At 65.6% G+C, this 25,265-nt stretch carries 26 protein-coding genes; 8 read left to right on the top strand and 18 right to left on the bottom strand.

The features are described from left to right. Nucleotides 1–111: 111 nt before the first annotated feature. The 3 genes from B7Y64_RS07535 to B7Y64_RS07525 all read left to right on the top strand — a co-directional run bounded on the left by B7Y64_RS07535 (nucleotide 112) and on the right by B7Y64_RS07525 (nucleotide 1,714). Complete coding sequence (locus tag B7Y64_RS07535) at nucleotides 112–513, top strand: universal stress protein (protein WP_291326848.1); 402 nt, start codon at nucleotides 112–114, stop codon at nucleotides 511–513. A 206-nt stretch (nucleotides 514–719) separates the two neighbouring features. After that, entirely contained in the window at nucleotides 720–1,193 is a 474-nt protein-coding gene (locus B7Y64_RS07530; protein WP_111866409.1) for a phosphatidylglycerophosphatase A, read from the top strand. A gap of 101 nt (nucleotides 1,194–1,294) precedes the next feature. Continuing rightward, nucleotides 1,295–1,714: a CinA family protein gene (locus B7Y64_RS07525; protein WP_291326878.1), complete on the top strand. Its 420-nt coding sequence runs from the start codon at nucleotides 1,295–1,297 to the stop codon at nucleotides 1,712–1,714. Nucleotides 1,715–1,806: 92 nt separating this feature from the next. On the opposite strand, the gene B7Y64_RS07520 is transcribed toward B7Y64_RS07525, so the two are convergent. From B7Y64_RS07520 to B7Y64_RS07465, 12 genes are all read right to left on the bottom strand, one after another. Continuing rightward, on the bottom strand, nucleotides 1,807–2,652 hold the full coding sequence (locus B7Y64_RS07520; protein ID WP_291326850.1) for a UPF0149 family protein: 846 nt from the start codon (nucleotides 2,650–2,652) through the stop codon (nucleotides 1,807–1,809). A 93-nt stretch (nucleotides 2,653–2,745) separates the two neighbouring features. After that, a complete protein-coding gene (locus B7Y64_RS07515; RefSeq protein ID WP_291328609.1) occupies nucleotides 2,746–3,288 on the bottom strand; it encodes a putative toxin-antitoxin system toxin component, PIN family in 543 nt (180 codons plus the stop codon). Beyond that, entirely contained in the window at nucleotides 3,278–4,576 is a 1,299-nt protein-coding gene (locus tag B7Y64_RS07510) for a THUMP domain-containing protein (RefSeq protein ID WP_291326852.1), read from the bottom strand. Before B7Y64_RS07510 ends, B7Y64_RS07515 begins: the two co-directional genes overlap by 11 nt. 23 nt (nucleotides 4,577–4,599) lie before the next feature. Then, a complete protein-coding gene (locus B7Y64_RS07505; RefSeq protein ID WP_114656249.1) occupies nucleotides 4,600–5,049 on the bottom strand; it encodes a thioesterase family protein in 450 nt (149 codons plus the stop codon). Nucleotides 5,050–5,138: 89 nt separating this feature from the next. After that, the gene (locus tag B7Y64_RS07500) at nucleotides 5,139–6,737 is read right to left on the bottom strand and encodes an RNA polymerase factor sigma-54 (RefSeq protein ID WP_291328607.1); all 1,599 of its coding nucleotides are present in this window, start codon (nucleotides 6,735–6,737) and stop codon (nucleotides 5,139–5,141) included. Further along, nucleotides 6,737–7,519, bottom strand: a complete 783-nt coding sequence (lptB, locus tag B7Y64_RS07495) for an LPS export ABC transporter ATP-binding protein (protein WP_291326854.1) — start codon at nucleotides 7,517–7,519, stop codon at nucleotides 6,737–6,739. The genes B7Y64_RS07500 and lptB overlap by 1 nt, the downstream gene beginning before the upstream one ends. Further along, nucleotides 7,516–8,166: a lipopolysaccharide transport periplasmic protein LptA gene (gene lptA, locus B7Y64_RS07490; RefSeq protein WP_024813267.1), complete on the bottom strand. Its 651-nt coding sequence runs from the start codon at nucleotides 8,164–8,166 to the stop codon at nucleotides 7,516–7,518. Before lptA ends, lptB begins: the two co-directional genes overlap by 4 nt. A 95-nt stretch (nucleotides 8,167–8,261) precedes the next feature. Then, nucleotides 8,262–8,918, bottom strand: coding sequence for a thiol:disulfide interchange protein DsbA/DsbL (locus B7Y64_RS07485; RefSeq protein ID WP_291326856.1), 657 nt, complete (start codon nucleotides 8,916–8,918; stop codon nucleotides 8,262–8,264). A gap of 85 nt (nucleotides 8,919–9,003) precedes the next feature. After that, nucleotides 9,004–9,669: an SPOR domain-containing protein gene (locus tag B7Y64_RS07480; protein WP_291326858.1), complete on the bottom strand. Its 666-nt coding sequence runs from the start codon at nucleotides 9,667–9,669 to the stop codon at nucleotides 9,004–9,006. Nucleotides 9,670–9,681: 12 nt separating this feature from the next. Next, nucleotides 9,682–11,391 carry an arginine--tRNA ligase gene (gene argS, locus B7Y64_RS07475; RefSeq protein WP_291326860.1) on the bottom strand — a complete coding sequence of 570 codons (1,710 nt, stop codon included), beginning with the start codon at nucleotides 11,389–11,391 and terminating at the stop codon, nucleotides 9,682–9,684. Between the two features lie 148 nt (nucleotides 11,392–11,539). Then, entirely contained in the window at nucleotides 11,540–11,986 is a 447-nt protein-coding gene (locus B7Y64_RS07470) for a DUF2214 family protein (RefSeq protein WP_291326862.1), read from the bottom strand. 58 nt (nucleotides 11,987–12,044) lie between these two features. Continuing rightward, nucleotides 12,045–12,968: a LysR family transcriptional regulator gene (locus B7Y64_RS07465; protein ID WP_291326864.1), complete on the bottom strand. Its 924-nt coding sequence runs from the start codon at nucleotides 12,966–12,968 to the stop codon at nucleotides 12,045–12,047. Between the two features lie 276 nt (nucleotides 12,969–13,244). Between B7Y64_RS07465 and B7Y64_RS07460 the strand changes: the two genes are divergently transcribed. Further along, complete coding sequence (locus B7Y64_RS07460; RefSeq protein ID WP_291328605.1) at nucleotides 13,245–15,452, top strand: malate synthase G; 2,208 nt, start codon at nucleotides 13,245–13,247, stop codon at nucleotides 15,450–15,452. Nucleotides 15,453–15,552: 100 nt separating this feature from the next. Here B7Y64_RS07460 and B7Y64_RS07455 read toward each other — a convergent pair whose 3' ends face one another. The 6 genes from B7Y64_RS07455 to B7Y64_RS07430 all read right to left on the bottom strand — a co-directional run bounded on the left by B7Y64_RS07455 (nucleotide 15,553) and on the right by B7Y64_RS07430 (nucleotide 21,674). Further along, nucleotides 15,553–15,894 (bottom strand): Na+/H+ antiporter subunit G, encoded by a 342-nt coding sequence (locus B7Y64_RS07455; RefSeq protein ID WP_114656257.1) that lies wholly within the window; start codon nucleotides 15,892–15,894, stop codon nucleotides 15,553–15,555. Between the two features lie 10 nt (nucleotides 15,895–15,904). Next, entirely contained in the window at nucleotides 15,905–16,180 is a 276-nt protein-coding gene (locus B7Y64_RS07450; RefSeq protein ID WP_111866376.1) for a K+/H+ antiporter subunit F, read from the bottom strand. Continuing rightward, a complete protein-coding gene (locus B7Y64_RS07445; RefSeq protein WP_291326868.1) occupies nucleotides 16,177–16,752 on the bottom strand; it encodes a Na+/H+ antiporter subunit E in 576 nt (191 codons plus the stop codon). The genes B7Y64_RS07450 and B7Y64_RS07445 overlap by 4 nt, the downstream gene beginning before the upstream one ends. After that, nucleotides 16,749–18,383, bottom strand: coding sequence for a monovalent cation/H+ antiporter subunit D (locus tag B7Y64_RS07440; protein WP_291326870.1), 1,635 nt, complete (start codon nucleotides 18,381–18,383; stop codon nucleotides 16,749–16,751). Before B7Y64_RS07440 ends, B7Y64_RS07445 begins: the two co-directional genes overlap by 4 nt. Further along, nucleotides 18,383–18,769, bottom strand: coding sequence for a Na+/H+ antiporter subunit C (locus B7Y64_RS07435; RefSeq protein ID WP_291326880.1), 387 nt, complete (start codon nucleotides 18,767–18,769; stop codon nucleotides 18,383–18,385). Before B7Y64_RS07435 ends, B7Y64_RS07440 begins: the two co-directional genes overlap by 1 nt. A 61-nt stretch (nucleotides 18,770–18,830) precedes the next feature. Continuing rightward, nucleotides 18,831–21,674, bottom strand: a complete 2,844-nt coding sequence (locus B7Y64_RS07430; RefSeq protein ID WP_291326872.1) for a monovalent cation/H+ antiporter subunit A — start codon at nucleotides 21,672–21,674, stop codon at nucleotides 18,831–18,833. Between the two features lie 544 nt (nucleotides 21,675–22,218). Here B7Y64_RS07430 and B7Y64_RS07425 point away from each other — a divergent pair. From B7Y64_RS07425 to B7Y64_RS07410, 4 genes are read left to right on the top strand one after another with little or no spacing between them, the layout of a single operon-like run. After that, nucleotides 22,219–22,461, top strand: a complete 243-nt coding sequence (locus B7Y64_RS07425; protein ID WP_111866383.1) for a cysteine-rich CWC family protein — start codon at nucleotides 22,219–22,221, stop codon at nucleotides 22,459–22,461. A gap of 27 nt (nucleotides 22,462–22,488) precedes the next feature. Then, nucleotides 22,489–22,677, top strand: coding sequence for a 4-oxalocrotonate tautomerase (locus B7Y64_RS07420; RefSeq protein ID WP_291326874.1), 189 nt, complete (start codon nucleotides 22,489–22,491; stop codon nucleotides 22,675–22,677). Between the two features lie 10 nt (nucleotides 22,678–22,687). Then, the gene (locus tag B7Y64_RS07415; RefSeq protein WP_291326876.1) at nucleotides 22,688–24,157 is read left to right on the top strand and encodes an MFS transporter; all 1,470 of its coding nucleotides are present in this window, start codon (nucleotides 22,688–22,690) and stop codon (nucleotides 24,155–24,157) included. A gap of 38 nt (nucleotides 24,158–24,195) precedes the next feature. Beyond that, entirely contained in the window at nucleotides 24,196–24,975 is a 780-nt protein-coding gene (locus B7Y64_RS07410; protein WP_111866388.1) for a class II glutamine amidotransferase, read from the top strand. The last annotated feature ends 290 nt before the right edge of the window (nucleotides 24,976–25,265 follow it).

Genomic DNA, 25,265 nt, shown 5'->3' with positions numbered 1-25,265 from the left:
ATTTGCCCATCTTTGCAAAAGGCCCCTCATGTACGAAAAAATCCTGGTTCCCTTTGACGGCAGCCCCACCTCCGAACAAGCCTGTAAGAAGCCGCCGGCCTGGCGCTGAAAATGGGTGCGCAGGTGCGGCTGCTGCACATCATCGACCCCCTGACACACGCAGTCGGCTTTGTGCGCCCAGAGGTCTACCAAAGCGACTTTCTCCCCGCCGCCATGAAGGGGGCCGAGACCATGCTGCGCAAGGCCTGCGATCAGCTCACCGCGCAGGGCATCCAGGCCGAAATCCGGCTGCTGGAAAACCTGGACGCCCAGGTGGCACCGCTGGTGATCGACGAAGCCCGGCAATGGGGCGCCCGCCTGATCGTGCTGGGCACCCAGGGGCGGCGAGGCCTGGCGCGCATGTTCCTGGGCAGCGATGCCGAGCAAATTGCGCGCACCTCCCCCGTGCCGGTGCTGCTGGTGCGCCTGCCTGCAGCCGCGCCCGCCAACACGCAGCCCGGCGCCCCGGCCTGAGCGTGCAGCCGGCGCGGAGGTTGTGCCGTTGCGCCCGCCGCCGGGGCAAACGCGGCTGCTAGCATTCCCCCTTCTGATGCACCCCCCGAGGTTCCCGCGTGATTCCCACCCCATCTGGCGCCCCCCGCGACACGGTCGATGTGACCGATGCCACGCCGCGCGCCCCCGGCACACCGCCACCGCCGCGTCGGCCCACTGCCGCTTTCATGCTGCAACACCCGGCGCACTGCCTTGCACTGGGCTTTGGCGCGGGCCTGAGCCCCAAGGCGCCGGGCACCGTGGGCACCCTGTGGGCCTGGCTGGCGTTTCTGGTGCTGCAGCACTGGCTGGACCCGCAGCAAATGGGCCTGCTGATCGGCGCGGGCACGGTGGTGGGCTGGTGGGCCTGCACCATCACCGCGCGGCACATGGGCGTGTCCGACCCCGGCAGCATCGTCTGGGACGAGGTCGTGGCCTTCTGGCTGGTGCTGTGGCTGGCCATGCCCATGGGGTTGTGGGGCCAGGCCGTGGCGTTTGCCCTGTTTCGCTACTTTGATGCCGCCAAGCCCGGGCCCGTGGGCTGGGCCGACCAGCTGTTCAAGGGCTTTGGCTGGCGCGGCGGCTGGGGCATTTTGTTCGACGACTTTGTGGCGGCGTTTTGCACACTGCTGGTCATTGCGGTGTGGAGGTTCTTCTGGTGACCGCCACATCACTATCAAAAGAAGAGCTGCTGGCGCTTGATGGTAAAGGGCTAGAGGCTATTTTGATTCAAATTTCTGCCCAACTGCTCACGCGCGGCTGGATGCTGGCCACCGCCGAAAGCTGCACTGGCGGCATGATCGCCGCCGCCTGCACCGACCTGGCAGGCTCCAGCCAGTGGTTCGAGCGCGGCTTCGTCACCTATTCCAACGCTGCCAAGACCGAGCTGCTGGGCGTGCCCGCCGCGCTGATTGCGCAGCACGGCGCCGTCAGCGAGCCCGTGGCACGCGCCATGGCAGAAGGCGCGGTGGCGCACGCGCACGCCCAGGTGGCCGTGGCCGTCACCGGTGTCGCTGGCCCCACGGGCGGCAGTGCCGACAAGCCCGTGGGCATGGTGTGGTTTGGCTGGTGCGTGGCCGGGCAAACGCACAGCCAGGTGCAGCACTTTGCGGGCGACCGCGCCGCCGTGCGCGCTGCCACGGTGCGCCATGCGCTGGCGCGGCTGCAGGCGCTGCTGGCGTAGCGGCCCGCGCGCCTTCCGTCGGAATTCAAGCCAAATAAGCCTCCAGCCCTTGCCTGGAAAGCGCTAGCAGCTCCTTTTTCAGGAGCACGTATTCACGCGCCGTGGCACTTCTTGAACTTCTTGCCGCTGCCGCACCAGCAAGGCTCATTGCGACCAGGTTCGGCCAGCTTGCGCACGGTTTCGATGCGCGGGCCCAGGCTTTTCCACAGCTGGCGCAGGTCGTACACGGCCCAGATGGCTTCGCCGAAGGCTTCCACGCGCGCCTGGCTGGTGCTGGGTGGGCCGTCTTCGCTGAACATGCAGACCTCGGGCTTGCCGGTGTCGTCCTCGGTCAGGGCGACGATGCTGTCCAGGGCATCGTCAAGCCACTTGGCGGCTTCCTTGTCGCGTGGGGCGGCCCAGTCCTCGGGCCAGTTTTCCACGGCAAACATGAAGCCCAGTGCCCACACCTGGCCAAACGAGGGGATTTCCTGCCCGGCCATTTCGGCGCGCTGGTCTTCAGGCAGGCTGGCCACGGCGCCGCGCATGTCCATGGCTTCGGGCTGAAAGGTGCGGTCGTCGTCCAGCTTTTCGACCGGGGCGTCGAGCTGCGCCTCGACCTCGTTCCAGCGCAGCATCCACAGCTCCATGAACCGCGCCTGCTGGGCGGCATCGGCAAACGCCGGCAGCAGCGGCAGCGGCTCGTCTTCGGCCAGATCGATCGCTGCGCCATCGCCCAGCAGCATGGGCAGGTATTCCGATGGCGGGATGGGGCGGCGGCTGCAGATCAGCGCCGTGAGGAAACCATCGCAAAACTCCCACTGCGGAATCTCTTCGCCCCGCGTGCGCAGGTCGTCCAGCAGCGTGTCGATCTCGTCGAGTTCGTCGGGGCCCAGGGCCGGTGCGGCAGATGCGGATGCTGCGGCGGCGTCCGAGGGTTCTTGGTGGGGGGTGTTCATAGCGGGGCTCCAGTCAGCGGGGCCGTTGGGCTTGGATGCTGCCCACGGCCCCTTGCAAAGGCGGCCAGTGTAGCCGCCCGCCAAGGCAAAAAGTCAAGCCGCCAGCACGGCCAAGGGCGTGGTGGCTGCGCCCACCGGCGACACCCCGGCCCACCCATCTGCCTCAAAAACTATAGCTGTTGCCGCTTGCGCACCAAGGGCTAGCAGCCTTTTTTGCATGCAAAGAACCGCCTTGTCCTTGCTGAGCAGGATGGCGCGGTGGGCTACGGCCAGGTCGATGAAATGCTGGTCGTCGGCATCCTTGCACACGGCCGACACGCGCGGCGCCACATCCACCCAGCGCACCTGGGCTTCGTAGGACTCCAGCAGCTCACCAGCGGTCAGCCCATAAAACGCCAGCCGCGGCGCAATCTGCGGATAGGCCAGCACGCGCGCGAGCTCGTCGCGCATGGGCGGTGTGGCCACCCAGCACAGCCGCTGGGCCTGGAGCAGGGTGCGCACGGGCGCCACGGCCGGGTCGGCAAACACCAGCAGGTCGAGCACGATGTTGGTGTCCAGCACCAGCGCGCGCGCATCGGCGCCGGCGTGGCCGTGCTCGGGCAGCGGCAGCACGCAGCGCGGGGGCTTAGCCGCCATGTGCCTTGGGTGTAGGGGCGGTCGGTGCGGCTGCGTCGCGCGGCGTACGCACCGAGCCCTTGACCATGTCGAAGCGGAACAGGCGGCATTCGATAGGGCCGTTCCACATCGGCACGCGGCGCGATTCCTTCAGGCGCATCTTGCCGGGCAGCTTGAGGTCGGGCGTGAGCATCCAGGCCTGCCAGCCGGCGTAGTTCTTTTTCCAGTGCGCGGCCAGCTGGCTGAAGAACTCGCCACCATCGTCGGTGTGCGCTTCTTCGCGGCCCACGGCCAGGCCCTGGGCGCGGTCGGCGGCGCGCTCGCTGGCGTTGCGGCCCGCCGTTCCGGCAGCGGCGATGCGCTCGCCATAGGGTGGGTTGAGCAGCATCACACCCGGCTGCTCGCAAGGCGGCATGCGCTGCAGGGCATCGCCGCCGCGCAGCTGCACGGCATCGGCCACGCCCGCGCGCTCGGCATTGCGCTGGGCAAAATCGACCATGCGGTGGGCCACATCACTGCCAAATATGGGTACAGCGCTTGTCTGTATTGCGCCTTCAGCTTCGTTTTTAATAGCACTCCAGACATGTACCTGGAACGGCAGCAGTTTCTCGAACGCAAAACGGCGCAGCATGCCGGCCGGGATGCGGCAGGCGATCTGCGCGGCCTCGATGGCGATGGTGCCGCTGCCGCAGCAGGGGTCGTACAGCGGCACCGGGTTGTCACCCAACGGGTCCCAGCCGCTCGCAGCGATCATGGCGGCGGCGAGGGTTTCCTTCAGCGGGGCGTCGCCCTTGTCCTCGCGCCAGCCGCGCTTGAACAGCGGCTCGCCACTGGTGTCGATGTAGATCGTGGCTTCGTCGGTGGTCAGGTGCAGGTGGATGCGCACATCGGGCCACTGCGTGTTCACGTCGGGGCGCACGCCGCTCTTGGCGCGAAAGCGGTCGGCCACGGCATCCTTGACCTTGAGGCCCGCGAAATTGAGGCTCTGCAGCGGGCTGTGCTGGGCCGTCACCTCGACCTTGAAGGTCTGGCGCGTGGTGAACCAGATTTCCCAGGCCACATCGCTGGCAGCGGCATACAGGTCGTTTTCAGAGCGGTAGGGGCGGTGTGCCAGCTGCACCAGCACGCGCTGGGCCAAGCGGCTGTGCAGGTTGAGCAGCAGCGCATCGCGCCACGAGGCCCGCAGCAGCACGCCGCCCCGCCCCGTGAGCAGGTCTTGCCCCGTGAGGCCGGTGATGGCGTGCACTTCGTCGGCCAGATAGCTCTCGACACCAGCGGCGCACGGCAGGAAAAGTTGGAGTTGGTTCATAGACAGGGCAAAAGGATACGCGCCTATGGCTGGGCGGCAAAAACAGGTGGGCGGCTGAGCAGCGCGCGGATGTGTGCGGGCAGCAGCGCCACCTTGCGATCGGACTTGTTGATGAAGACGATACCGGTCTTGCCGCGTGCCACTTCGCGGCCCTGCGATTTTTCGGTCATGCGAAACACCAGGTCAAAGCCGTAGGGGTTGAAATCGGCGGGAGTCATCTCCACACGCATGGTCTCGCCATGAAAGCCCTCGGACTTGTACTGCGCCACGATGTCGCCCACCACGATGGCCAGGCCACCCACATCCGCCTCGGGATAGCCCTGCGCCTGGAAAAAGCGCACGCGCGCCTCGGACACCAGGCTGAGCAGTTGGGCATTGTCCAGATGCCCGCCCTGGTTCACATGGCTGATGTAGATCTGCATCTCGGTCGAAAAGACAAAGTGGGCAGGAAGATCGAAAACGATGCGGGCCATGGCGTGAGAGACAAATAAAAAACAGAACAAAGGGATGACAAACGGCAGCTGACAGACGCACAACCCACGCGCTCGGCGGGCAAAAACGTCTACAGCGCCTTGCGCAGGTTGGCCGGCGCGATTTTGAGCGCCTCGCGGTATTTGGCCACGGTGCGGCGCGCGCACTCGATGCCCTGCTCCTTGAGCATCTCGGCAATCTGGCTGTCGGACAAGGGTTTGGCGGGGTTTTCGGCGGCAACGAACTGCTTGATGAGCGCGCGCACCGCCGTGCTCGATGCGTTGCCGCCGGTCTCGGTGCCCAGGCCCGAACCAAAGAAGTATTTCAGCTCGTAGGTGCCGATCGGCGTGGCCATGTATTTAGCGGTGGTCACGCGGCTGATGGTGGACTCGTGCAGGCCCAGCTCGTCGGCAATGTCGCGCAGCACCAGCGGGCGCATGGCCAGCTCGCCGTGGGTGAAGAAGTTTTTTTGCCGCTCGACGATGGCGCGCGAGACGCGCAGGATGGTGTCAAAGCGCTGCTGGATGTTCTTGATGAACCAGCGCGCCTCCTGCAGGCGCTGCTGCATGCCCTGGTGGCCCTCGCCGCCCTTGTGCCCGCGCAGGGCGCCCGCGTAGATGTCGTGCACGCGCAGGCGGGGCATCACATCGGGGTTGAGGCTGACGATGAAGTTGTGCTGGCCATCGCGGCCCCGCTGCGAGCCTTCGCGCCCGGCTTTGCGCACGATCACATCGGGCACGATGATGTTGCGCTCTACATCGGCAAAGCGGCGGCCGGGGCGCGGCTCCAGGCGGGCGATCAGCGCCATGGCGGCGCGCGTGCGCTCCTCGCCATCGCCGCACAGCTGCGTCAGCCGGCGGATGTCGCGGCGGGCCAGCATCTCCAGCGGCTGCTGGCAGATGCGCAGCGCGGTCTGCACGGCGTCGGGGTCGATCGCGCTGTCTTCGTCGGCGGCCAGGGCCTTGAGTTGCAGCGTGAGGCACTCGGCCAGGTTGCGCGCGCCCACGCCCACCGGCTCCAGGCTTTGCAGCAGGCGCTGCGCCACGGTGAAGCGGTGCACCAGCTCGTCGATCTGCTCCAGGTTGCCCTCGCCAGCCAGTCCCGTGGCCAGCTCTTCGAGTGGCTCTTCAAGGTAGCCGTCGTCGTTGAGCGATTCGATCAGAAAGCGCAGCGCGGCGCGGTCGATCTCGGACAGGCGCAGCGCCAGGGCCTGGCGGTGCAGGAAGGACGTGAGTGACTCGTGCGAGCGGGCCAGCTCGGTGGCATCGGCCTCGTCGCCCTCGGAGTCGTTGCGGTTGCGGGCCGGTGCGTCGCCGCCCCACTCGGCGTCGTTGGGTGCCATTTCCACCGTGCCGTCACCGCTCCAGTCGGGCTCGTCCACGCTGGCGCTGGGCGTTTCAGCATCATTTTGGCCTTCAGCGCTTGTGCTGCTTGCGCTGGTAGCTCCTGAAAATATAGCATCATCGGCGCTGTAGTCGTCGGTCTGCGCGGGGGTGTCGGCCGCTTCAAGACCAAACTCTTCGCGTGGGGCTTCTTCGGGCGTGCGCTCGAGAAACGGGTTCTCGTCGAGCATCTGCTCGACTTCCTGCGAGAGTTCGAGCGTGGACAGCTGCAACAGCCGGATGGATTGCTGCAACTGCGGCGTAAGCGACAGGTGCTGCGAGACGCGCAGCGAAAGACCAGGTTTCATCACATCCTGAAATGTTCACCCAGGTACACCCGACGCACCTCGGCGTTGTCGACGATTTCAGACGGGGTGCCCTGGGCCAGGACGCGGCCGTCGCTAATGATGAAGGCGTGGTCGCAGATGCCCAGGGTTTCGCGCACGTTGTGGTCGGTGATCAGCACGCCGATGCCGCACGCCTTGAGAAAACCGATGATGCGCTGGATCTCGATCACCGCGATGGGGTCGATGCCGGCAAAGGGCTCATCGAGCAGGATGAAGCGCGGCTGGGTGGCCAGGGCGCGAGCGATCTCGACCCGGCGGCGCTCGCCGCCCGACAGGGCGAGGGCCGGCGACGCACGCAGATGGTCCACGCGCAGCTCCTGCAGCAAGGACGTGAGGCGCTCTTCGATTTGCGCCCGGCCCAGCGGCTTGCCGTCATCGCCCCGCTGCAGCTCCAGCACGGCGCGCACGTTCTCTTCGACGTTGAGCTTGCGAAAGATCGATGCCTCTTGCGGCAGGTAAGACAGCCCCAGGCGCGAGCGCCGGTGGATGGGCATGTCGGCCACCGAATGGCCATCGATGCGGATATCCCCCCCGTCGCAGCGCACCAGGCCCACGATCATGTAAAACGACGTGGTCTTGCCCGCGCCATTGGGCCCGAGCAAACCCACCACCTCGCCTTTTTGCACAACCAGCGACACATCCTTGACAACCTTGCGGCTGCCGTAGGATTTTTCGAGGTGCGAGACTTCCAGACGGCTGCCGGCCTGGGTGTCAGGGCCTCCCGCCACGGTTGCGGTACTCACTTGCTTGCGCCGCCGAGGGAGTTGCTGGGACGCAGCACCGGCCCGCTTGCGGCATTGGCCGGAGCGGCAGCGCCGGAAGGCTGCTCTTTGGGTGACAGCACGGCACGCACCCGCCCGCCCGCAGCAGGCGCATCGCCCGCCCCGCTGGCGGCCGCCTTTTTCTGGCCATCCACCGTGAAAACGTCGGTGAGGTTGTTGTACACAATGACGGCGCCCGAAAGCTCGTCGGTCACCACGGATTCGCGGTAGCGGCGCATCTCGGCGCGGGTGATGAAGCGCACGTTGTCGGCCTTGCCGTCGTACTCGATGACTTCGCTCTCGCCTTCGATGAACTCGTCGGGTGCGCCCGCCACGGTGTCGCGCTTTTGCCGGAAGAATGCGCGCTTGCCAGGCTCGGCCGTCACAACGCCGTACTGGTAGCCGTCGGCATCCTGGCGCACATCCAGCCGCGCCCCGCGCAGCACGATGGAGCCCTTGGTCATGACCACCCGGCCCGTGAAGACGCTGGTTTGCTTGAGTTCATCGTGGCGCAACGCATCGGCCTCGATGTTCATGGGTTTGTTGCGGTCGGCCTTTTCGGCCTGGCCCACGCCAGGGGCGCAGGCAAGGGCGGTCAGCAGCAGGATCGGGAGGAGGCTTTTTTTCATGAGGCACGAATCTTGCACTCATTGTAGCCATGCACCGGTGCCGTCGCCCATAAAAAAGCCCGCTGGCGCGGGCTTCTCGGGAGCGGGTTGCGCAATCAGCCCTTGCGTGTCACGCCCGCCAGATGCTCCACCACCTGCAGCACGGTCTGCATGCTGCCAGCCATGGTGCCATCGGTATAGAACCGGCCGGCAACGCCCATCGACGGCACGCCTTCTACGCCGTAGCCCTCTTGCAACGCCGTGGCACGACGCACCTGGCTGGCCACCGTGAAAGAGCTGTACATCTCCTTGAACTTGGCGATGTCCACCCCCTGCTGGGCCACCCAGGCGAAGATTTCATCGTCCTTGGCCAGCTTTTGCTTTTCAACGTGGATGGCGCGGAATACCTTGCCATGCACGGTATCGAGCTTGCCCATGCCTTCCAGCGTGAAATACAGCTTTTGCTGTGGCACGAAGCTGGCATTGAACGCCACCGGGATGCGACGGATGCTCAGATCCTTGGGAGCGGCCTTGATCCAGGACTCCAGCGCTGGCTCGAATGCGTTGCAGTGCGAGCAGCTGTACCAGAAAAACTCGATCACATCCACCTTGCCAGCAGGCGCATCGGGCGTCAGCGGCTTGGCGAGCCTGGTGTAATCCTTGCCCTCCTTGAACTGGCGCGCCTGTGCCATGGCCGGCGTGGCCAGCGGCAAAGTCAGGGCGGAAGCGGCAACCACCGAAGCGGTGGACAGGGAAAACTCGCGGCGTTTCATGACAGGGACACTCCTTGTTCGGGTCTGGGGGTGTGAGCACTCCCCCCATGAAAAAGTTCAGACAATGCTGATGGGCTTTGCTGCTTTAGCGCTGCACGCGCACCATCGCGGACTCTACGCCCGCGCCTTCCAGCTTTTCCTTGAGCTGCTCGGCGTCGTCGCGCTTGGAAAAAGGACCCACGCGCACACGGTACACGGTGCGGCCATTCTGCTCACGCTCGCTCACGCGGGCTTCCCATCCCAGCATGGCCAGCTTGGCGCGCTGGGCATCGGCCCCCGCCTGGTTGGGGAACGCTCCGGCCTGCACGAAATAATCAAACGGATCCACCGCCGCCGACTTGGCCTTGGCCAGATCGCCCAGCGGGTCTGCCGAGGCGGCGGGTTTGGTGTCGGCCTTTGCTGCGGACTTGGCATCGGCCGTTGCGGGCTTGCTAGCGGGGGTCCGCGCAGCGGTGACCTCGGCGGCTGGAGCCGTGCCGTTAGCGCCGTTAGCGCTGGCCGGGGCCGCCGGTGTGGGCCCGCGCGCAGGGCTTTGTGCAGAGCCCTTGCCGGTGAGCAGCGAGTTCGGGTCCCAGTTCTTGTTTTTTTGCGCTTCAGCCGCGTCCTGGTCCACGCCCCGCACACCCCCCTTGTTGAGGAATGGCACGGGCACCTTGGTCACATACACGGCCACGACCAGTGCGGCACCCAGGCCCACAAGGACTCCGAAAATAAAGCCGATGATGGTGCCACCCGTCTGTTTTTTCTTCATGGTAGTAACTGCTTACATTCTGGCTGGAGCCGATACGCCCAGCACGGCCAGGCCATTGTGCAACACCTGCGCAGTGGCAGCGACCAGTGCCAGGCGGGCGCGCTTGACGGTTTCATCCTCCACCAGGATGCGCTCTGCATCGTAGTAGCTGTGGTAACTGGCGGCCAGGTCGCGCAGGTAGAAGGTGACGTCGTGCGGCGCCTCGCCGTCGGCAGCGGCGGTCAGCATTTCGGGGTATTTGGCCAGCTGCAGCATCAGTGCCTGGGCCTGCGGTCCTTCGAGCGCCGACAAATCCACATCCTTGAGCGAAGCCACATCGCTGCCTCCAGCCTCCTGCCAGGCCCGCAGCACCGAGCATATGCGCGCGTGGGCGTACTGCACGTAATACACGGGGTTGTCGTTGTTCTGCGCCACGGCCAGATCGACGTCAAAGGTGTATTCGGTGTCAGGCTTGCGGCTGAGCAGAAAGAAACGCACGGCGTCCTTGCTGGTCCACTCGATCAGGTCGCGCAGCGTGACGTAGCTGCCCGCGCGTTTGCTGATCTTAACCTCTTCACCGCCCTTGACCACGCGCACCATGGTGTGCAGCACGTAGTCGGGGTAGCCCTGGGGAATGCCCACATCGGCCGCCTGCAGCCCGGCGCGCACGCGCGCGATGGTGCCGTGGTGGTCGGTGCCCTGGATGTTGACGACCTTCGTGAAACCGCGCTCCCACTTGGTGATGTGGTACGCCACGTCGGGCACGAAATAGGTGTAGCTGCCGTCGCCCTTGCGCATGACGCGGTCCTTGTCGTCACCGTAGTCGGTGGACTTGAGCCACAGCGCGCCGTCCTGCTCGTAGGTCTTGCCGTTGGCAACGAGCTTGTTGACAGTGGCTTCGACACGGCCGCTGGTGTACAGGCTGGATTCGAGGTAGTACTCGTCAAAGTGCAGATTGAAGGCTTGCAGGTCCTTGTCCTGCTCGTTGCGCAGGTAGGCCACGGCAAACTGGCGGATGTTGTCGTAGTCCTCCACGTCGCCGTTGGCGGTGAACTCACGGTCGTCGGCCTTGACGGTGGCCTTGGCCTTGAAGGCCTCGGCAATGTCGGCGATGTAGTCGCCGTTGTAGAAGGCCTTGCTCGCCGGGTTTTCCGGGTCGATGGGCCAGCATTCGTCGCCGGGTTTGAAGCCCTTGGCGCGCAGCTGGGTGCTGTGGGCCAGGGTCTGAATCTGCACGCCTGCGTCGTTGTAATAGAACTCGCGGTGCACGCTCCAGCCCTGCGTGGCGAACAGGTTGCTGATGGCGTCACCAATGGCCGCCTGGCGGCCATGGCCGACGTGCAGCGGCCCGGTGGGGTTGGCAGAGACGAATTCGACCAGCACGCGCGCATTGCGCGGGCCCTGGAAACCGAAGCGCTCCCCGGCAGCCAGCACCTCGCGCACGATTTCCTGCTTGGCCGCCGGTTTCAGGCGAATGTTGATGAAGCCGGGGCCCGCGATGTCGATGTCGGCAACCCAGCGCTGGTAAACCGGCGTGGCAAGCAGGGCGGTGCGCAGGCCCTCTGCCACCTGGCGGGGATTGAGCTTGAGTGGCTTGGCCAGCTGCATGGCCGCGGTGCAGGCGAAGTCTCCATGGGAGGCCACCTTGGGCGATTCAAATGCGGCCTTGGCGCCCGCGCCGGGGGTGAGGGTTTCCAGCTCGGCCGCGAGCGCGGCCAGCAGATCTTGTTTGACAGAGAGCATCGGGCGATTTTACGGGGCAGGTGCCAGGCGGCTGCGCGGCCGAGGGCTTTGAAGCGACAAACGCCTGCCCGCATGTGCCATCGGCGCGGTGGGCCAGGCCGTTACGGGGCGCAATCGGGCAGAAAGCGCTACCCACTGCGGGGCCTGCCTACCAGCCACGTGCCCAGAACAGGGCAATGACGGCAACCACGGGCAGGATGTGCGACTGCACCATGACCAGCCGTCGCACCCGCCCCACCTCGCGGGCCTGCGGCAGCGCGCCGGTGGCACGCAGCTGGCTGCGCCAGCGCCGGAACGACAGCGTGGGCCAGATGGAAAGCAGCACCATCACCACGAACAGCGTGACCTTCACATGGAACAGGGGCTGCGAGACATACCAGGACATGCCCTTGATGCCCCACACCACGCGCGCCAGGCCCGTGAGCAGCAGCACGAGCGCCGTCACGTTGTAGATCACGTCCAGGCGCACCAGCCGCTCCACCACGGCGGCATTGAGCCATTCGATGCGGCACAGCGCCGCCTGGCTCGACATGAAGACCACCAGGGTCAGGATGGCCACCAGATGCAGGCTGGCCAATACGGCTTCGAGAGTCATTGCAGATCCTTGTGAATTGCGGCGGCAGGGAGCGGTTCGCAACGCCCCGCGGTGCGGGTCATGCGGCGGTCCAGAAACCGGGTTGGCTGTAATTGTGCTTGAGGAAGTCAATCCACAGGCGCACCCGCAGCGGCATGTGCTTGCGCTGGGGGAACACCACGTAGATGCCGTTGGGCGGTGCGGCATATTCCTCCAGCACTTCCACCAGCCGGCCGGCGGCGATTTCCGCCTCCACCTCCCAGGTGCTGCGCCATGCCATGCCGTAGCCCGCCAGGCACCAGTCGTGCAGCACCTGGCCGTCTGAACAATCGAGTGGCCCGCCGGGCTTGAGGTGTACCACCTCGCTACCACCGTCCGGGGACGGCATGCGAAAGGCCCAGCCGCGCGTCTGCGAGGCTTCACTCGACAGCGTGAGGCAGTCATGGCCCGACAGCTCGCTGGGGTGGCGCGGTACCCCATGGCGTTGCAGGTAGGCGGGCGTGGCCACGCACAGGCGGCGGTTGTCGGCAATGCGCACGCTTACCAGCGACGAATCGGGCAGATCGCCCACGCGCACGGCGCAGTCAAAGCCCTCGCCGGCCAGGTCCACCACGCGGTCGCTGAGGTTGAGCGAGATCGTCACATCGGGGTGCGCCAGCCGAAAACGCGGCACCAGCGGCGCCACATGGCGGCGGCCAAACCCTGCGGGCGCGGTGATGCGCAAGTGCCCCGTGGCCTTGACGCCGCCTTCCGACACGCTGGCTTCGGCGTTGGCCACGTCGGACAGCAGGCGCTGGCAGTCCTCCAGGAATGCACTGCCCTCGTGCGTGAGGCTGATGCGCCGCGTGGTGCGCACCAGCAGCTTCACGCCCAGGTGCTCTTCCAGGGCATCCAGCCGCCGCCCCATGATGGCGGGCGCCACGCCTTCGGCCTTGGCCGCAGCGGTGAGACTGCCGCGCGTGGCCACTGACACAAAGGATTCGAAGGCCTTGAGTTTGTCCATGGGCGCTGATTATGGAGACAAACATGCGCAAGGCAGCGGGGCAGAGTCCCGCAGCAGAATATGAATAAAAATAGCATTTAGCCCATATATAACAAGCGCTGATAGCTATTAAATATATAGCATGTTATTGATCCACTTTTGCTTAAAAGTCATTGGTTTCAAGATATTCAGGGGGTTTATGCCACCAAACAATTGCAATACAGTCTGTCCATGTCCCGCACCGGCGGTCCCGCTGGCTGGTTCTTCCTTCATTTTTCATTCGTTAGGCATCGCACCATGACCACACGCACCTCTGTTCACGGCCTGCAAGTGGCCACCTCCCTGTTCCGCTTCGTGGAAGACAAGGTCTTGCCCGGCACCGGCGTGCAGAGCAGCGCCTTCTGGAAGGGCTTTGACGCCATCGTGGCCGATCTCGCCCCCCGCAACATCGCCTTGCTGGCCGAGCGTGACCTCCTGCAGACCGAGCTGGATACCTGGCACAAGGCCCACCCCGGCCCGATCACCGACATGGCGGCCTACCGCAAGTTTCTTGAAACCATCGGCTACCTGGTCCCCCAGCCCGTCGACGTGCAGGTCACCACGTCCAATGTGGACGACGAGCTCGCCGTCCAGGCGGGCCCCCAGCTGGTGGTGCCCATCCTGAATGCGCGCTATGCCCTGAACGCAGCCAACGCCCGCTGGGGCAGCCTGTACGACGCGCTGTACGGCACGGATGCCATCCCCGAGACCGATGGCGCCGAAAAGGGCAAGGGCTACAACCCGGTGCGCGGCGCCAAGGTGATCGAGTTCGCCCGCAACGTGCTTGACCAGAGCACGCCGCTGGCAACCGGTTCGCACAAGGACGCCACCGGCTACCGCGTGGAAGCCGGCCAGCTGGTGGTGGCCCTGAAGAATGGCAGCACCTCGGGCCTGAAGAACCCCGCCCAGTTCACCGGCTACCAGGGCAACGCCGCTGCGCCTTCGTCGGTGCTGCTGCAGCACAACGGCTTGCATCTTGATATCCAGATCGACCGCAGCACCCCCATCGGCCAGACCGATGCCGCTGGCGTGAGCGACCTGGTGCTGGAAGCCGCCCTGTCCACCATCCTCGACCTCGAAGACTCGGTGGCCGCCGTGGACGCCGAAGACAAGGTGCTGGGTTACAGCAACTGGCTGGGCATCCTCCAGGGCACGCTGACCGAATCGTTCTACAAGGGCGGCAAGCAGCTCACGCGCGGCCTGAACCCCGACCGCCTCTACACCGCACCCAGCGGCGCGGGCGAAGTGCGCCTGCATGGCCGCTCGCTCATGTTCCTGCGCAACGTGGGCCACCTGATGACCAATCCGGCCATCCTCTGGACGGACGCCCAGGGCCAGCAACGCGAGATCCCCGAAGGCATCATGGATGCCGTGGTGACCACGGCCATCGCGCTGCACGACCTGCAAGGCCACGGCGCCAATGGCGTCCGCAACTCGCGCAAGGGCTCGGTGTACATCGTCAAGCCCAAGATGCACGGCCCCGCCGAGGTGGGCTTTGCCGCCGAGCTGTTCGGCCGCGTCGAAAAGCTGCTGGGCCTGCCGGACAGCACCGTCAAGCTGGGCATCATGGACGAAGAGCGCCGCACTTCCGTCAACCTCAAGGCCTGCATCGCTGCGGCATCGAGCCGCGTGGCCTTCATCAACACCGGCTTCCTGGACCGCACGGGCGACGAAATGCACACCGCCATGCACGCCGGCCCCATGATCCGCAAGGGCGACATGAAGAGCAGCGCCTGGATCCAGGCCTACGAAAAGAGCAACGTGCTGGTGGGCCTGTCGTGCGGCCTGCGCGGCAAGGCCCAGATTGGCAAGGGCATGTGGGCCATGCCCGACCTGATGGCCGAGATGCTCAAGCAGAAAATCGCCCACCCCAAGGCCGGAGCCAACACCGCCTGGGTGCCCAGCCCCACGGGCGCCACGCTGCACGCCCTGCACTACCACCAGGTCAAGGTGAGCGACATCCAGATCGAGCTGGAAAAGACCGACGCCAATGCCCTGCGCGATGACCTGCTGACCGGCCTGCTGACCATTCCCGTCTCGGCCAACCCGAACTGGAGCGACGAGGAGATCCAGCAGGAGCTGGACAACAACGCCCAGGGCATTCTGGGCTACGTGGTGCGCTGGGTGGACCAGGGCGTGGGCTGCTCCAAGGTGCCCGACATCAACGACATCGGCCTGATGGAAGACCGTGCCACGCTGCGCATCAGCAGCCAGCACATGGCCAACTGGCTGCTGCATGGCGTGGTGAGCGAAGGCCGCGTGCGCGCCACCTTCGAGCGCATGGCCGCCAAGGTGGACCAGCAAAACAGCGGCGACCCGCTCTACCAGCGCATGCACGGCCGCTTTGCCGAATCCATGGCCTACCAGGCCGCCTGCGATCTGGTGTTCAAGGGCGTGGAGCAGCCCAGCGGTTACACCGAACCCCTGCTGCACGCCTGGCGCCTGAAGCTCAAGGCGTCGGCGTGATCGATTGCTATTGAGTTAATAGCTCTCAGCGCTTTATGGACAAAGGCTGAAGGCTGTTTTGATGAACAACGGCACCTTCGGGTGCCGTTGTTCATGGCGCTCAGCCCTGGCGGCGCTCGGGCACCGCGTCGTCGGGCACGGGCGCCCGCGATGCCAGCCGAAGGTGCAGCGCCGCCTGGGCCATGAGGTTGGCCGACACCGGCGCCGTGACGAACACAAACAGCGTGATCAGCAGCTCGGCAATGCCGGGGCGGCCCTGGCTGAATGCCACCAGCATCGATGCAATCAGCACGCCGCCCACACCCAGCGTGGATGCCTTGGTGGGTGCATGCAGGCGCATGAAAAAGTCGGGCAGGCGGGCCAGGCCAATGGCGCCCACCAGCAGGAAGAAGGCCGCGATCACGATCAGCGCGGCAGCAGACCATTCGATCAGAGGGTGCATGGTTACTCCTTCATTCCACCACGTCGCCGCGGCTCAGGTAGCGCGCCAGCGCCACGGTGGAGGCAAAGCCCAGCATGGCCACCAGCAGGGCGGCCTCGAACAGCAGCGCGGTGTTCCAGCGGATGCCCAGCAGCACGATCAGCGCCACGGCATTCATGTAGAGCGTGTCCAGTGCCAGCAGGCGGTCGGTCATTTCGGGCCCGCGCAGCAGGCGCCAGGCACACAGCACCACGGCCACCGTCACGGCAGCCACGCCGATGTTCAATGCGATGTCGAGTGCGTTCATGGGGCTCTCCCGGCGTTGGTGCCAGCGCCCGGCGCGGCATCGCGCGGCTGCTGGCGAAAAATCTGGAGCAAAGGCGCTTCGTAGCGCGTCTTCATGTCGTCGATCATGGCCTGCGCGTCGTCGCAGGTCAGTGCATGCACCAGGATGAGATGGCGCTGCTCGTCCACCACGCACGACACCGTGCCCGGTGTGGTGGTGATGATGGTGGCAAACAAGGCATTCACGCGCGGGTGGTCGCAGGCCAGCGGCACGGGTAGCCAGGCGGGCTGCATGCGCGGCAGGGGGCCCAGCACCAGCCGGGCCACGGTGATGTTGGCCAGCACAATGTCCTTGAGCACCACGGCGGTCAGCCGCACGGCGGCCCCCCAGTGGATGCTGGAGTGTTCGCCCAGAAACGGGTGCAGCAGGCGCGGCACGATCAGGGCGATCAGCAGCGCCGACAGGAGGTGCACGGGCTCCAGGCTGTGCGAAAGCGCGAGCCAGCTGGCGCCCAGCAGCAGGGACAGCAGCGGATGGCTGAGCCAGCCCGGCTTGCGCGCCGGATTGGCGGGGGGCGAGGTGCTGGGGTTCATCGGATCTCCTCGGGTGGGGCGGCGGCCGGTGTGCGTTGGCCGTGATAGGGCCGGGTGGTGGGGGCGCCGGTCATGCCCAGCACGGCGCGGGCGTAGGCGGCCTGGTGGGCCAGCTGCCGGGCAGTGGCGTCGGTGTAGCGCTTCACGGGGGACGCCAGCACTGCCATGGCCAGCGTCAGCGCCATGAAGGACCACACGGCCGACAGCAGCTTGACGCTGGAGCCCGAGGTGGGCTCGCCCCGGCCTTCGTCGGGCTGGATGTGCCAGAACACGATGACCCCGGCGCGTGCCAGGCCCACGATGGTGAAGAAGCCCACGCTGAGCACCACCGCCCAGACCCAGGCCTGGGCGGGCAGGCCCGACGAGCTCTCCAGAATCATCAGCTTGCCCAGAAAGCCCGGCAGGGGGGGCAGGCCAGCGGCCGAGGCCGCGCCAAAAATCATCATCAAGCCCAGCAGCACCGGCTCGCGCACCGCCGCAGCAGGCCGCAGTTTGTCCAGTGCCTCACCGCGCTGGGCGGCCATCAGCTCGACCAGCAGGAACAGGCCCGCAATCACCACCGTGCTGTGCAGCGTGTAGTACAGCGAAGCCGACAGGGTGTCAGGGGAGTACAGCCCCACGCCCGTCAGAATGGTGCCCACCGACGACACGGTGAGGTAGGCCACCAGCCGGCCCATGCTGTGCGCGGCCAGCGCACCCAGCACGCCGAGCACGCTGGTGGTCAGGGCCAGCGGCAGCAGCCAGGCCTGGGCCGCAAAGGCGGCCTCACCGGCCTCGGCGCCAAAAATGCCCCAGTGCACGCGGATGATGCTGTACACGCCCACCTTGGTCATGATGGCAAACAGCGCGGCCACCGGCGCGCTGGCCGACGCGTAGGTGCCCGGCAGCCAGAAGTACAGCGGCACCAGTGCCGCCTTCAGGCCAAACACCACCAGCAGCACCAAAGCCGCTGCCCGCGCCAGCACGGCGCTGTCGCCCGTGAGCTGGCCCACGCGCAGGGCCACGTCGGTCATGTTGAGCGTGCCGGTGACGGCGTACACCAGCGCCAGCCCGATCAGGAACAGCCCCGAGGCCGCGAGGTTGAGCACCACATAGTGCACGCCCATGCGAAACCGCTCGCGGCCCTGGCCGTGCACCAGCAGCACATACGAGGCGATCAGCAGCACCTCGAAGAACACGAACAGGTTGAACAGGTCGCCGGTCAGGAAGGCGCCGCACAGGCCCATCAGCTGGAACTGGAACAGGGCATGAAAGTGGCGGCCCCGGGTGTCCCAGCCGCCGGTGGCATACCAGAGCACCGGCACCGCCACCAGGTAGGTCAGCAGCACCATAAGGGCCGACAGGCGGTCAAGCACCAGCACGATGCCAAACGGCGCGGGCCATTCGCCCAGCTGGTACACCAGCAGCTCGCCGCCACTGGCGTGGCGCACCAGCTGAACGGCCATGAACAGGCCCAGCAACACCGACGCCATGGACAGCCGTGCGCCCCAGCGCTGGCGGCCGTCCGCACCGGTGCCACCGGAGCTGGCCGAATCACCGATCAGCAACAGGCCCACGGCCGTGAATACCGGCAACAGCACCGACAGCACCGGGGCGTGCTGCAGCCAGAAAGCAGAGATCACATCCCACATCAGGCCGGACCTCCACTCTTGCCCGCAGGTGCCTGTGCGGCGCTGCGGTAACCCGGGGCGTGGCCGGGCTCGTGCCCGTCCACGTGGTCGCTGCCGCTCTCATGGCGGCTGCGCAGGGCCAGCTCGATCACAAAGCCGGTGGTGGCAAAGCCGATCACGATGGCGGTGAGCACCAGCGCCTGGGGCAGGGGGTCGGCCACGGGGCCATCACCCACCAGGATGGGCTGGGCGTTGGACCACAGGCGGCCCATGGCAAAAATGAACACGTTCACCGCATAGCCCAGCAGCGACAGGCCCAGCACCACGGGAAAGGTGCGCCCGCGCAGCATCAGGTAAATGGCGCAGGCAGTGACAAAGCCGATGCCGGTGGCCAGCAAAAATTCCATGCTCATGTGGGTTCCTTGGTGTGTCGCACGGCGGGCGAGGGGTGACGGGGGCCTGCGGCGTTCATGCAGCAGGCTCCGGTGGCCGCGGGGCGGCGGGTTGCGGGCTCTCGCGGCTCACGGTGCCCAGCACCGAGATGGTCAGCAGCGTGGCGCCCACCACCACAAGGTAGACGCCCAGGTCAAACAGCGCAGCCGAAGCCAGCGGCAGCTCGCCCAGCAGGGGCACATGGGGGTGGCCATGGGCGCTGGTCAGGAAGGGGCGGCCGAACACGAACGCGCCCACGCCGGTGAGTCCGGCAATGCCCAGACCGGCACCGATCCATTTCACGAAGCGGCGCCCGCCCTGGCCGCGCAGCAGCAATTCGGCCTTGACCTGTCCCATCGACATGAACTGCAGCACCAGCGCCACGGCCGTGATCAGGCCGGCAATGAAGCCGCCGCCCGGCAGGTTGTGGCCGCGCATGAAGATGTAGAGCGTGAACACCAGCGCCACCGGCAGCACCACCGCCGCCGCCACGCGCAGCAGCAGGGGTTGCTCGGCAAAGGTCCAGTTGCGGCCCTCGGTGTCGGCCGTGGGGCGGCGCGTGCGCATGCCTTCCATCAGCGCCAGCACGCCAATGGCAGCAATGCCCAGCACGGTGATCTCACCAAAGGTGTCGTAGCCCCGGAAGTCCACCAGGATCACATTGACCACATTGGTGCCCCCGCCCGCTGGCAGGGATTTGTCCAGGAAATACCATGAGATGGAGTCGTGGTCGCGGGTGAGCAGCACCCAGGCCAGCCACGACATGCCCGCACCCCCGGCCAGCGCCAGTGCGCCGTCGCGCACGCGGCGCAGGCTGCCGGACTCGCGCGGCGAGTGCTGGGGCAGCAAGGCCAGGCCCATGAGCAGCAGCACGGTGGACACCACCTCCACCGACAACTGGGTCAGCGCCAGGTCGGGTGCAGACAGGCTGACAAAGGTCAGCGACGTGACCAGCCCCACCACGCCCACCAGCACCACCGACTGGAACCGCTGGTGGTGCGTCGCCACCAGCGTCAATGTGGTGCCAGCCAGCAACAGCCAGATGGCAATGGCCAGCGGCGAAGCCGGCAACAGCTCACGCGGCCCGGTGCCCATGGGGCTGCCACTGCCCAGCACGGTCACCGCCACCACGGCAATGGCGGCGCCCAGCGTCCAGGCCAGGTAATGCTGCAGCGAGCCGCTTTCCAGCCGCTCCGAGATGCGCCCCGCCAGGCCGAACAGCCCGTCGATCAGGCGGTCGAAGATCTGGCGCCCGGTGGCCGCGCCAAACCAGGCCTCGGACTCGATGCGGTGCAGCCGCTTGTGGGCTGCCAACAGCAGGTACAGGCCCACCCCCGCCACCAGGGCGATGGCGCTCATGAGCAGCGGCAGGTTGAACCCGTGCCAGAGGGCCAGGTGGTACGCGGGCAATGGCTTGCCGGCCAGGGCCGTGGCCGCCACGTCCACCAGCGGGCCGAAGGTGATGGCGGGCAGCAGGCCGACCGCGATGCACATCGCCACCAGCAGCATGGCGGGCAGCTTCATGCCCAGCGGGGGCTCGTGCGGGTGGGTGTTGGGCACATCGCCCAGCGGCCCGTTGAAATACGTGTCGTGCACAAAGCGCAGCGAATACGCCACGCTGCAAATGCCGGCCAGCGTCACCGCCGCCGGCACCAGCCAGGCCCACACACCGGTGGTGCCCACCACCGCTTCGGTGAAGAACATCTCTTTGGACAAAAAGCCGTTGGTCAGCGGCACACCGGCCATGGACGCAGCCGCCACCATGGACAAAGTGGCCGTCCAGGGCATCAGCGCCCACAGGCCGCCCAGCTTGCGCATGTCGCGGCTGTGGGTTTCGTGGTCCACGATGCCTGCGATCATGAACAGCGAGGCCTTGAACGTGGCGTGGTTCAGCACGTGGAACACCGCCGCCACCGCAGCCAGCGGCGAGCCCAGCCCCACCAGGAAGGTGATGAGGCCCAGGTGGCTCACGGTGGAGTACGCCAGCAGCCCCTTGAGGTCGTGCTTGAAGATGGCGATGAAGGCCGCAAACAGCACCGTGACCAGGCCCACGGTGGTCACGATCACTTCAAACCAGCCCGAGCCCGCCAGCACCGGGTACATGCGCATGAGCAGGAAAACGCCGGCCTTCACCATGGTGGCCGAGTGCAGGTAGGCCGACACTGGCGTGGGGGCGGCCATGGCGTCGGGCAGCCAGAAATGGAACGGAAACTGCGCGCTCTTGGTGAAGACGCCGATCAGGATCAGCAACAACGCGGGCACAAACAGCGGGTCGGCCTGGATGGCGGCCACCTTGCCCAGCATGGCGCTGAGTTCGTAGGTGCCTGCGATCTGGCCCAGCAGCACAAAGCCCCCGAGCATGGCCAGCCCGCCGCCGCCGGTCACGGCCAGTGCCTGGCGGGCACCGGCGCGCGCGTCGGCCCGGTGGCTCCAGTAGCCCACCAGCAGGAACGAAGACAGGCTGGTGAGTTCCCAGAACACCACCAGCAGCAACAGGTTGTCTGACAGCACCACACCCAGCATGGCGGCCATGAACAGCATCATCTCGCTGTAGAACTTGCCCGCCGAATCCTTGGGGCTCAGGTAGTAGTGCGCGTAGATGACGATCATCAACCCGATGAACAGGATCAGCCCGGCAAACATCATCGACAGGCCGTCCAGCCGGAAGGTGAGGTTCAGGCCGATCTCGGGCACCCAGTCCCAGGCGTTCAGGATGACCTCGCCCGCCATCACCGCTGGCGCGTGGCCCAGCAGCAGGCCCAGACTCGCCGCCGTCACAGCCCCGGCCGTCAGCGCAGTGAGCCAGCGCGACCGCGAACCCAGCCACAACGTGGCAGCGGTGCCCAGGAAAAGCGGAAGCAAAACGATGAGTAACAGCACGGCTCTCCCTTTGGTTGTCTTTACCCCCGGCTTTGCCGCCGGGTGCGATGGTGCGCATCGCTCTCATCGCTGCGGCAAGCGGTGCTCACCATCGTGCGCAGGCGGGTTGACTGTCTGGTGAACTTTGCGCCTCTGCGTTGCCGGGCGACTGCGACGGTCCCGCTGGTGGACGCGGGAGGGCGGACAGGGCGCACATCAACGGCGTGACCGGTGAATGTACAGTCGGTGCGCCGGACTTCGGGCACAAAAAACAGTCCAACCGCTGGGGAATTCCCTGCACGAAAGGCTGCAGTCAGGCGTTTGCTGCGGTTCCACCCCCCCTCCGCACGGGGTGCCTCCTTCGATCGCCATCGACCCGCGCGGTCGGCGCACTGCTGCCGCTGCGGGGATGAGGGGTGCTTCATCATCTGCTATTGATTAAATAGCTGCTTGCGCTTTATTTATAAGCCTTGTAGCCTGTTTTTATCTAAAATTCAACAACAGCTTCGGGTGCCGTTGCGTCGGGCCTTGGCCTACACTCCAAGTTCGCGCTGCCCCTCTTTTCATGAACCCCTCGCCCTCTTCCCCCCCGAACGCCTGCCCCGCCTGCGGCCAGCCCAACGAATGCGCCATGGCCTCGGGTGCCGACCCGCAGGACTGCTGGTGCCTGCAGGTTACGGTGTCCAGGGCTGCACTGAGCCGCCTGCCAGAGCAGGAGCGCGGCCAGCGCTGCATCTGCCCGGTGTGCGCCCGCACCCCCGACCCCGCCGACATGACCACGCCCGGGCCGCAGACCGCGCATTTATGATTGATTTTTGCCCAGGAGTCCCCCCCCATGCCGACCTACCGCGTCGAAATGATTGAAGGCCGCACGGTCGAACAGAAGAAAAAACTTGTCGAAGAAATCACCCGCGTGTCGGTCGAGGTGCTAGGAGGTACGCCCGAGATGGTGGACATCCTCATCACCGATGTGAAGCGCGAAAACTGGGCCACCGGCGGCAGGCTCTGGACCGAACGTTCCTGAGCGCGGCACCATGACACAGCCGCCCGGCTCGATCACCGTGCTGCGCGAGCGCTACGGCGATCGTTACCGCTGGCTGCTGCTGCTTTCCGTCATGGTGGGCACCATGGCGTCCATCATGTCGTCCACGATCGTCAACGTGGCGATCCCGGACATGAGCCATTACTTCATGCTCGGCCAGGAACGTGCCCAGTGGGTCACGTCGGGCTTCATGGTGGCTACCACCGTGTCAATGCTGACCACGCCGTGGCTGCTGTCACGCTATGGCTACCGCGCCACCTATGTGGGTGCCATGGTTCTGCTGCTGGCAGGGGGCATCGCGGGTGGGCTCTCCGGGCATTTCGGTCTGGTGCTGGCCGCACGTGTCGCCGAGGGTCTGGCGGCCGGGGTGGTGCAGCCCATTCCCGCCGTGATCATTTTGTATGCGTTCAAACCCCACGAGCAGGGACGCGCCAGCGGCATTTTCGGGATGGGGGTGGTGCTGGCTCCCGCTATCGGACCCAGCGTGGGCGGGCTGCTGGTCGACTGGTTTGGCTGGCGATCCATCTTCTTCATGGTCGTGCCGTTTTGCCTTGCATCGATTGCCCTAGCCTATAAGTTCGTACCCACTACCGCACCCGGTGGCGTGCCTGCGGATCGCCGGGGTGAGCCACTGGACTGGCGCGGCTTGATGCTGGGCACGCTGGGTACGCTGTGCCTGCTGAACGGCCTGGTGGCAATGCACAGCGGGCCCTACGCCCAGGCCGCCCTTTTGATGAGTGGCGCAATTCTGTTTTTTGTGCTGTTTCTTTGGTGGCAGCGTCGCGTATCAAGGCGCGGCCTCCAGCCGCTCATGGACCTGCGCGTCTTTAGCTACCGACAATTCGCCATGGGCAGCGTGGTGGCCTTCATCTACGGCACCGCACTGTTCGGTTCCACCTATCTGCTGCCAGTCTTCATGCAACTGGGGTTGCAGCTGTCGGCCTCCCACGTAGGCACCATCATGCTGCCTTCCGGGATCGTGCTTGCGATGACCATTCCTTTGGTCGGCCGACTGGCTGACCGGGTTCCCACCCACTGGCTGGTCAGCACAGGCCTGGCGCTGCTGGGCGCTTCGTTTGCACTGATGATGCTGGTGGGCCTGCAGTCGGCACTTTGGATGCTGGTGCTGTTTGCCGTGCTGGGCCGCATCGGCCTGGGCTTTATCCTGCCTTCACTCAACCTGGGCGCCATGCGCCCCCTGGACAAAACACTCATATCCCAGGGATCCAGTGTCATTGGCTTTGTGCGCATGCTGGGGGGCGCTGCGGGCGTGAGCCTTTGCGGAATCGTGCTGGAATGGCGTTTGGGCGTGCATGGCGATTCCTTGGCGACCGCCGCCACCAGCGCCGCACGCATCGCAGCATTTGGCGAAACCTTTCTGATGCTGGCAGGGCTCTGCCTGCTCGCCCTCATTGCTGCCTGGCAGTTGCGGGGTGCACCTGCACAGACCGACGCACCGTAGCGCCAATTTCTTCAGTCTCCACACCAACGGATTTATTTATGTGCCAGCTGCTTGGTATGAACAGCAATACCCCCACGGACATTACGTTCAGCTTTCGGGGGTTTGCCCAACGGGGCGGCAACACCGCCGATCACGCCGATGGATGGGGCATCGCTTTCTTTGAAGACCGCGGTTTGCGCCACTTCGTTGACCATCAACCCGCGGCGAACTCGCCGATTGCCGAGCTGATCCGGGGCTATCCCATCAAGAGCTTTAATGTGATTGCCCATATCCGCAAGGCCACGCAAGGCCCTGTGAGCCTGCAAAACTGCCACCCTTTCGTGCGCGAACTGTGGGGACGCTACTGGGTTTTTGCACACAACGGCGATCTGAAAGAATTTCGCCCCAGATTGCATGCGCATTTTCACCCGGTAGGCACTACTGACAGCGAGCACGCATTTTGTTGGCTCCTGCAAGAACTTGCAAAATCGCATGCCGGAATGCCCAGCATTGAAGAACTCACACACACGCTGCGCGAACTTGCTCCACACATTGCAAAGCATGGAACGTTCAATTTCTTACTGTCCAATGGGGAAGCACTGTGGGCCCACGCTTCAACCCACCTTTATCACCTCGAACGCCGGCATCCTTTTGCTGTAGCCCAACTGTCCGATGAAGACCTCTGCATTGATTTTGCGCCACTCACCACCCCCTCAGACAGGGTGCAATTGGTGGCAACAGAGCCACTGACGACCAACGAGGGCTGGAAAGCGTTCGGAGCGGGTGAGCTGAAGGTATTTGTGCACGGCACCGAGGCAGACATGGGGCAGGCTACCTAGCGCCTTCTGGCTGCGCGCATACAGGGCCACGGCCCGAGCATATGCGTGCGGGCAACCTTGCCGCCAAGCCCCCTCTGCTCTGTCCCTTCACTTGCCCCGAATTCTGTTGCCCTGAATTCTGGATGGCTTGGCGCCCTGGCGACCTTAAGCCCCCGCAGTCGAGCTCTGGGCTGTCTTGGCTGATAAGGTGCAAAGCAGACTCACCGGATACGACGTTTGCCGGGTAACTTGGCAGGTATTGAGTTTGGTGCGCGGTGTTTTGGCAATTCCAAAGCAGAAACGCCCCCTTC

Source organism: Acidovorax sp. 35-64-16 (genome assembly GCF_002281195.1).
In the GTDB taxonomy this organism is placed as follows: domain Bacteria; phylum Pseudomonadota; class Gammaproteobacteria; order Burkholderiales; family Burkholderiaceae_C; genus Acidovorax; species Acidovorax defluvii.
This window is presented reverse-complemented; position numbering and strand designations above follow the sequence as displayed.

Excerpts from the sequence above, each read along its gene's own strand:
- B7Y64_RS07535 (WP_291326848.1), top strand. The coding sequence starts at position 112 with ATGGGTGCGCAGGTGCGGCTGCTGCACATCATCGACCCCCTGACACAC.
- B7Y64_RS07530 (WP_111866409.1), top strand. The coding sequence starts at position 720 with ATGCTGCAACACCCGGCGCACTGCCTTGCACTGGGCTTTGGCGCGGGC.
- B7Y64_RS07525 (WP_291326878.1), top strand. The coding sequence starts at position 1,295 with ATGCTGGCCACCGCCGAAAGCTGCACTGGCGGCATGATCGCCGCCGCC.
- B7Y64_RS07520 (WP_291326850.1), bottom strand. The coding sequence starts at position 2,652 with ATGAACACCCCCCACCAAGAACCCTCGGACGCCGCCGCAGCATCCGCA.
- B7Y64_RS07515 (WP_291328609.1), bottom strand. The coding sequence starts at position 3,288 with ATGGCGGCTAAGCCCCCGCGCTGCGTGCTGCCGCTGCCCGAGCACGGC.
- B7Y64_RS07510 (WP_291326852.1), bottom strand. The coding sequence starts at position 4,576 with ATGAACCAACTCCAACTTTTCCTGCCGTGCGCCGCTGGTGTCGAGAGC.
- B7Y64_RS07505 (WP_114656249.1), bottom strand. The coding sequence starts at position 5,049 with ATGGCCCGCATCGTTTTCGATCTTCCTGCCCACTTTGTCTTTTCGACC.
- B7Y64_RS07500 (WP_291328607.1), bottom strand. The coding sequence starts at position 6,737 with ATGAAACCTGGTCTTTCGCTGCGCGTCTCGCAGCACCTGTCGCTTACG.
- lptA (WP_024813267.1), bottom strand. The coding sequence starts at position 8,166 with ATGAAAAAAAGCCTCCTCCCGATCCTGCTGCTGACCGCCCTTGCCTGC.
- B7Y64_RS07485 (WP_291326856.1), bottom strand. The coding sequence starts at position 8,918 with ATGAAACGCCGCGAGTTTTCCCTGTCCACCGCTTCGGTGGTTGCCGCT.
- B7Y64_RS07480 (WP_291326858.1), bottom strand. The coding sequence starts at position 9,669 with ATGAAGAAAAAACAGACGGGTGGCACCATCATCGGCTTTATTTTCGGA.
- argS (WP_291326860.1), bottom strand. The coding sequence starts at position 11,391 with ATGCTCTCTGTCAAACAAGATCTGCTGGCCGCGCTCGCGGCCGAGCTG.
- B7Y64_RS07470 (WP_291326862.1), bottom strand. The coding sequence starts at position 11,986 with ATGACTCTCGAAGCCGTATTGGCCAGCCTGCATCTGGTGGCCATCCTG.
- B7Y64_RS07465 (WP_291326864.1), bottom strand. The coding sequence starts at position 12,968 with ATGGACAAACTCAAGGCCTTCGAATCCTTTGTGTCAGTGGCCACGCGC.
- B7Y64_RS07460 (WP_291328605.1), top strand. The coding sequence starts at position 13,245 with ATGACCACACGCACCTCTGTTCACGGCCTGCAAGTGGCCACCTCCCTG.
- B7Y64_RS07455 (WP_114656257.1), bottom strand. The coding sequence starts at position 15,894 with ATGCACCCTCTGATCGAATGGTCTGCTGCCGCGCTGATCGTGATCGCG.
- B7Y64_RS07450 (WP_111866376.1), bottom strand. The coding sequence starts at position 16,180 with ATGAACGCACTCGACATCGCATTGAACATCGGCGTGGCTGCCGTGACG.
- B7Y64_RS07445 (WP_291326868.1), bottom strand. The coding sequence starts at position 16,752 with ATGAACCCCAGCACCTCGCCCCCCGCCAATCCGGCGCGCAAGCCGGGC.
- B7Y64_RS07440 (WP_291326870.1), bottom strand. The coding sequence starts at position 18,383 with ATGTGGGATGTGATCTCTGCTTTCTGGCTGCAGCACGCCCCGGTGCTG.
- B7Y64_RS07435 (WP_291326880.1), bottom strand. The coding sequence starts at position 18,769 with ATGGAATTTTTGCTGGCCACCGGCATCGGCTTTGTCACTGCCTGCGCC.
- B7Y64_RS07425 (WP_111866383.1), top strand. The coding sequence starts at position 22,219 with ATGAACCCCTCGCCCTCTTCCCCCCCGAACGCCTGCCCCGCCTGCGGC.
- B7Y64_RS07420 (WP_291326874.1), top strand. The coding sequence starts at position 22,489 with ATGCCGACCTACCGCGTCGAAATGATTGAAGGCCGCACGGTCGAACAG.
- B7Y64_RS07415 (WP_291326876.1), top strand. The coding sequence starts at position 22,688 with ATGACACAGCCGCCCGGCTCGATCACCGTGCTGCGCGAGCGCTACGGC.
- B7Y64_RS07410 (WP_111866388.1), top strand. The coding sequence starts at position 24,196 with ATGTGCCAGCTGCTTGGTATGAACAGCAATACCCCCACGGACATTACG.